This is a genomic window from Streptomyces sp. BR123, assembly GCF_013401435.1.
Lineage (GTDB): Bacteria > Actinomycetota > Actinomycetes > Streptomycetales > Streptomycetaceae > Streptomyces.
The window spans coordinates 1-3,624 of record NZ_JACBGN010000464.1; the positions used below are offsets into that span (position 1 = coordinate 1).

Annotated in this window: 3 protein-coding genes; all 3 read right to left on the reverse strand. The window is 74.1% G+C overall.

What is annotated here, in order from left to right:
* Positions 1-22: 22 nt before the first annotated feature.
* The 3 genes from HYE82_RS35020 to HYE82_RS35030 all read right to left on the reverse strand — a co-directional run bounded on the left by HYE82_RS35020 (position 23) and on the right by HYE82_RS35030 (position 3,597).
* The gene (locus HYE82_RS35020) at positions 23-1,090 is read right to left on the reverse strand and encodes a DUF2637 domain-containing protein (RefSeq protein ID WP_179178262.1); all 1,068 of its coding nucleotides are present in this window, start codon (positions 1,088-1,090) and stop codon (positions 23-25) included.
* Between the two features lie 227 nt (positions 1,091-1,317).
* Complete coding sequence (locus tag HYE82_RS35025; RefSeq protein WP_179178263.1) at positions 1,318-2,709, reverse strand: SMI1/KNR4 family protein; 1,392 nt, start codon at positions 2,707-2,709, stop codon at positions 1,318-1,320.
* Between the two features lie 69 nt (positions 2,710-2,778).
* Complete coding sequence (locus tag HYE82_RS35030) at positions 2,779-3,597, reverse strand: (2Fe-2S)-binding protein (RefSeq protein ID WP_179178264.1); 819 nt, start codon at positions 3,595-3,597, stop codon at positions 2,779-2,781.
* Between the last annotated feature and the right edge of the window lie 27 nt (positions 3,598-3,624).

A 3,624-nucleotide genomic window follows, 5' to 3' on the forward strand; every position in this document is an offset into this window, starting at 1 on the left:
GGGGTCGGCGGCAGGAGGAAAGTCAGCCGAACTGCTGTTCCAGATCCTTGAGTTTGCGTTCCAGGGAGTCGAGCCGGGGGAGTGTCTGGGTGTCGTCCTCGGCGGTCAGGTCGACCGTGCGCGGGCCGGTCAGGTCACCGATGTCCGATCCGGTCACGGCCTGCAGGGAGAGGTGTCGGCGCGGTGCGGGCAGATGTCCGGGATCCGCTATGGCCGGCTCCGCGCCGACCGGCGCGGAGCCCGTCGCGGAGGCCAGCCCCGCCATGTCAACCTGGCGCCCGCGCGAGCGCCCGAACACGAAGGTCCGGTTCTGCCGGCCCAGCGCCTTCAGGCGGGCCCGGTTCAGCCGGTTCTGGTCCCGCCTGCGGAGGCGGTCCATCTCCTTCTCCCGCTTGTCCTCCCGTACTTCCTCGACGGCCTCGTCCAGGGTGCGGACGCCCTCCAGCAGCATGAGCGACCACGCACCGAACGTCTCGCGGGGCGCCCGCAGCCAGCGGACCATGCGGATCTGGGGCAGAGGCCGCGGGATCAGGCCCTGCTCGCGCAGCGCCGCCCGGCGGGTCTGCTTGAGGGCCCGGTCGAAGAGGACGGCCGCCGACAGCGACATGCCGGCGAAGAACTGAGGTGCCCCGTCGTGGCCGAGGCCGCGCGGCGCGTGCACCCAGTTGAACCAGGCTGCCGCGCCCGCGAACAGCCAGACCAGCATGCGCGAGCCGAGGGCCGCGTCGCCGTGGCTCGCCTCGCGCACGGCGAGCACCGAGCAGAACATGGCGGCGCCGTCGAGGCCGAAGGGGACCAGGTACTCCCAGCCCCCGGAGAGGTTCAGGTTCTGCCGGCCGAAGCCGACCAGCCCGTGGAAGGAGAGTGCGGCGGCCACCGCCGCACAGCAGAACAGCAGGACGTAGGAGGCGGTTCCGTAGACGGCCTCCTTGCGGCGCCGCCGCTCCTCGCTGCGCTCCCAGGAGTCCTCGGTCGCCGCCTTGTCGTTCTCCCGCTTGCCCCGGGCCAGTACCGCAACTGCCGCAAGTACGCCCAGGATCAACAGGCTGCCGGGCAGCAGCCAGTCCAGCGATATGTCGGTCAGTCTCATGCGGATGTCCCTCGCCTTTGCATCGACTTGCGGCCTACCGGGGCCATGGTTGCGCAGGAGATCGGCTCGGCATGCAGGTTTCGGGGCAAGTGGACGCCATCGGGGGGCGCGGCCCGCCGGATAGGGTGTCGCGGCTCGAACTCCCGTGCATATCGCAGGAGTTGTGTTCGATTGCGATCAGCCGGACGGGTGGGTTGGAGAGCGAGCCGCTTGACGGCGCCCGACGGCTACGCCTCGGGGAGGAGGTCTCCTTCGAGGACGGTCTCGTCGATCCGGGGCCGGTCCCACAGGGCGAGGAGCTCGTTGGCGACGGCCACCACGGTCCCGCGGTCCTGTCCCTGTTCCCGGACGGCGGCGGCCGACAGGCTGCGCGGTACGGCGCCGGCGTCCAGGAGGGCGCGCCACTCCTGCGGTCCGAGCTCCAGGAACTCCAGCCCGGCGAGCTCCGTGATCTCCAGGGGGTCGGCGAGCGTGCCGGGGTCGGCGGTGAGGGTGCGCAGGCGGGGCAGCCCGGTGACGGGGGCGAGGCCGAACGGGGCGCCGTCCCCGGCGCGGAGGGACAGTACTTCCAGGGCGGGATGGGCTGCGGCCCGGACGGTCGACAGGTCGCCGCCGCCGACCCTGGCCACGGCCGGGAGGTCCTTGGGGTGGACCCGGGGCTCCTTCCTCTCCCGTCCCAGGACCATGTCGGTGAAGGAGTCGGCGACGAGTTGGGCACCGAGGCTCTGCTCGTGGTCGACCAGGATGACCTGCCCGAGGTGTCCGCCCGGGCCGGGGGTCAGGTCGACCGCGATCTCGTCGCCGCCGTTGCTGCCGAAGACGATCCAGCCGGGCGAGCCGGCGAGGCCCTGCACCGCGGCGTCGGGCGTCGTGGCGACCCCCTCCGTCGCCCCGAACTCCCAGCGGGAGTGGCGGGACTCCGGGTCGACGGCGTACAGCTCGTGCAGGGCGGAGACCTCGTAGCCGACCGCGTCGGAGGCGCGGTTCCGCTCCTCGGTGGCGCGCTCCCACGTCTCGTAGTCGCCCTCCCAGTTCTTCTCTTCTTCCCCCTCCACCCGGGTCACCCGGTAGAACACCTTCAGCTCGTCCGGGAGGGTGACGCCGAGGCGGGCCTCGGCTGCGGCTATTTCCTCTTCCGTCGCACCAATGGCGTCGGGCATCCGCTCGCGGAGCGTGCGCTCCAGCAGTTCCAGGTCGGCCGAGGGGGCCGGGACCGTCCCCGGCGCCCGGTCGGGGAGGCGGCGCCAGGGGCCGGGGAGGGAGCCGTCGACCAGGACGAGCACCCCGAGGTCCGGGTAGCCGATGGCGGCTTCCACGGCCGGGCAGGGCCAGACCAGGCGGAGGGTGGTCCGTCCGGTAGGCCGGATCTCCGCCGAGAACGCGACCTCCTCGACCCCGCCTCGCGCGAGCGCCCGCTGGACGTGCTCCACGGCCGCAGGCCGCTCCGACGACATGCCTCCCCGCAGCCACAGGCTGTAGCCGTGCCGGCCGATGCGTCCCGCCACGCGGGCGGACCCGTCGGGCCGGACCTCCGGGTAGCCGGCCAGCAGGAGCCGCAGCACCGGGGCCCAGGGGGCGAAGTCGTACAGGGAGGACAGGGGCGGCCGTCGATCGATCATGCGCAGACCGTACGCGCCGTCACTGACACCCGACGGCGCCGGGTTCCCGTGGCTGCCGGTGACGGGCGCTCAGCCGGCGGCGGCTGCGCGTGCCGTGAGGCGGGTCACCCGGTCCGCGTCGCAGGTCCGGGGGCAGGTCACGCAGGTCTCCTCGGGCCGGATCGTGTAGAAGAGGCAGCAGCTGACCCGGTCCCGGGTCGCCAGCGGCATGCCGCCCGGGCCCGTGAGCGTACGGAAGCCGGCGCCCCCGGTGTACGGGGCCGTTGCGCCCGGCAGCAGGGCCTGCAGCTCGGCGATGGCCCGCTGCTCCTCGTCGAGCAGCTTCGCCGCGTACCACAGGCCCGCGACGAGCGAGTCGGTCGCCAGGCCCCACAGGGCGCGGTGCCTGCGCCGCGTGCGCGGGCCGAAGCCGGCCAGCAGCGGCTCGAGGTGCTGCGCCACCGCAGCGCGCACCTCGTCCCGCAGAGCCGCCTCGTCGGGCACGACGCGGGCCCCGGGGAGGGCGGCCGCCGGATCGTCCGGCAGGCAGGCGAAGGTCCGGGCGCGGACGCTGATCCGCCCGCGGGGCCGGTGGACGGCCACGTCCGCCGGGGCGAGACGGGGCACCCGGCGGTCGAGGAACCACGGAACGGTGGTCAGCAGGCACGCCCGCCAGGCGTACCGGTGCAGCCCGAAGGTGGCGACCACGTCGGGGCGCGCCTCCCGCCCGTAGTCCTGCAGGACCTGGGCCTTGTCCCAGGCCAGGAAGGCGTCGAGGGCCGGTCCGCCGGCCGCGAGTTCGTCCGCGCCGACCCAGCCCGCACCCCGGGGGGCGGGTTCGTGCGCGGCGCGCTCCACGACGTGCAGGCCGTCGTACGCGGCCGTCAGCCGTGCGTACGCGTCCGCCAGCGGGGAGGCGGGGGGCGCGGGTACGGG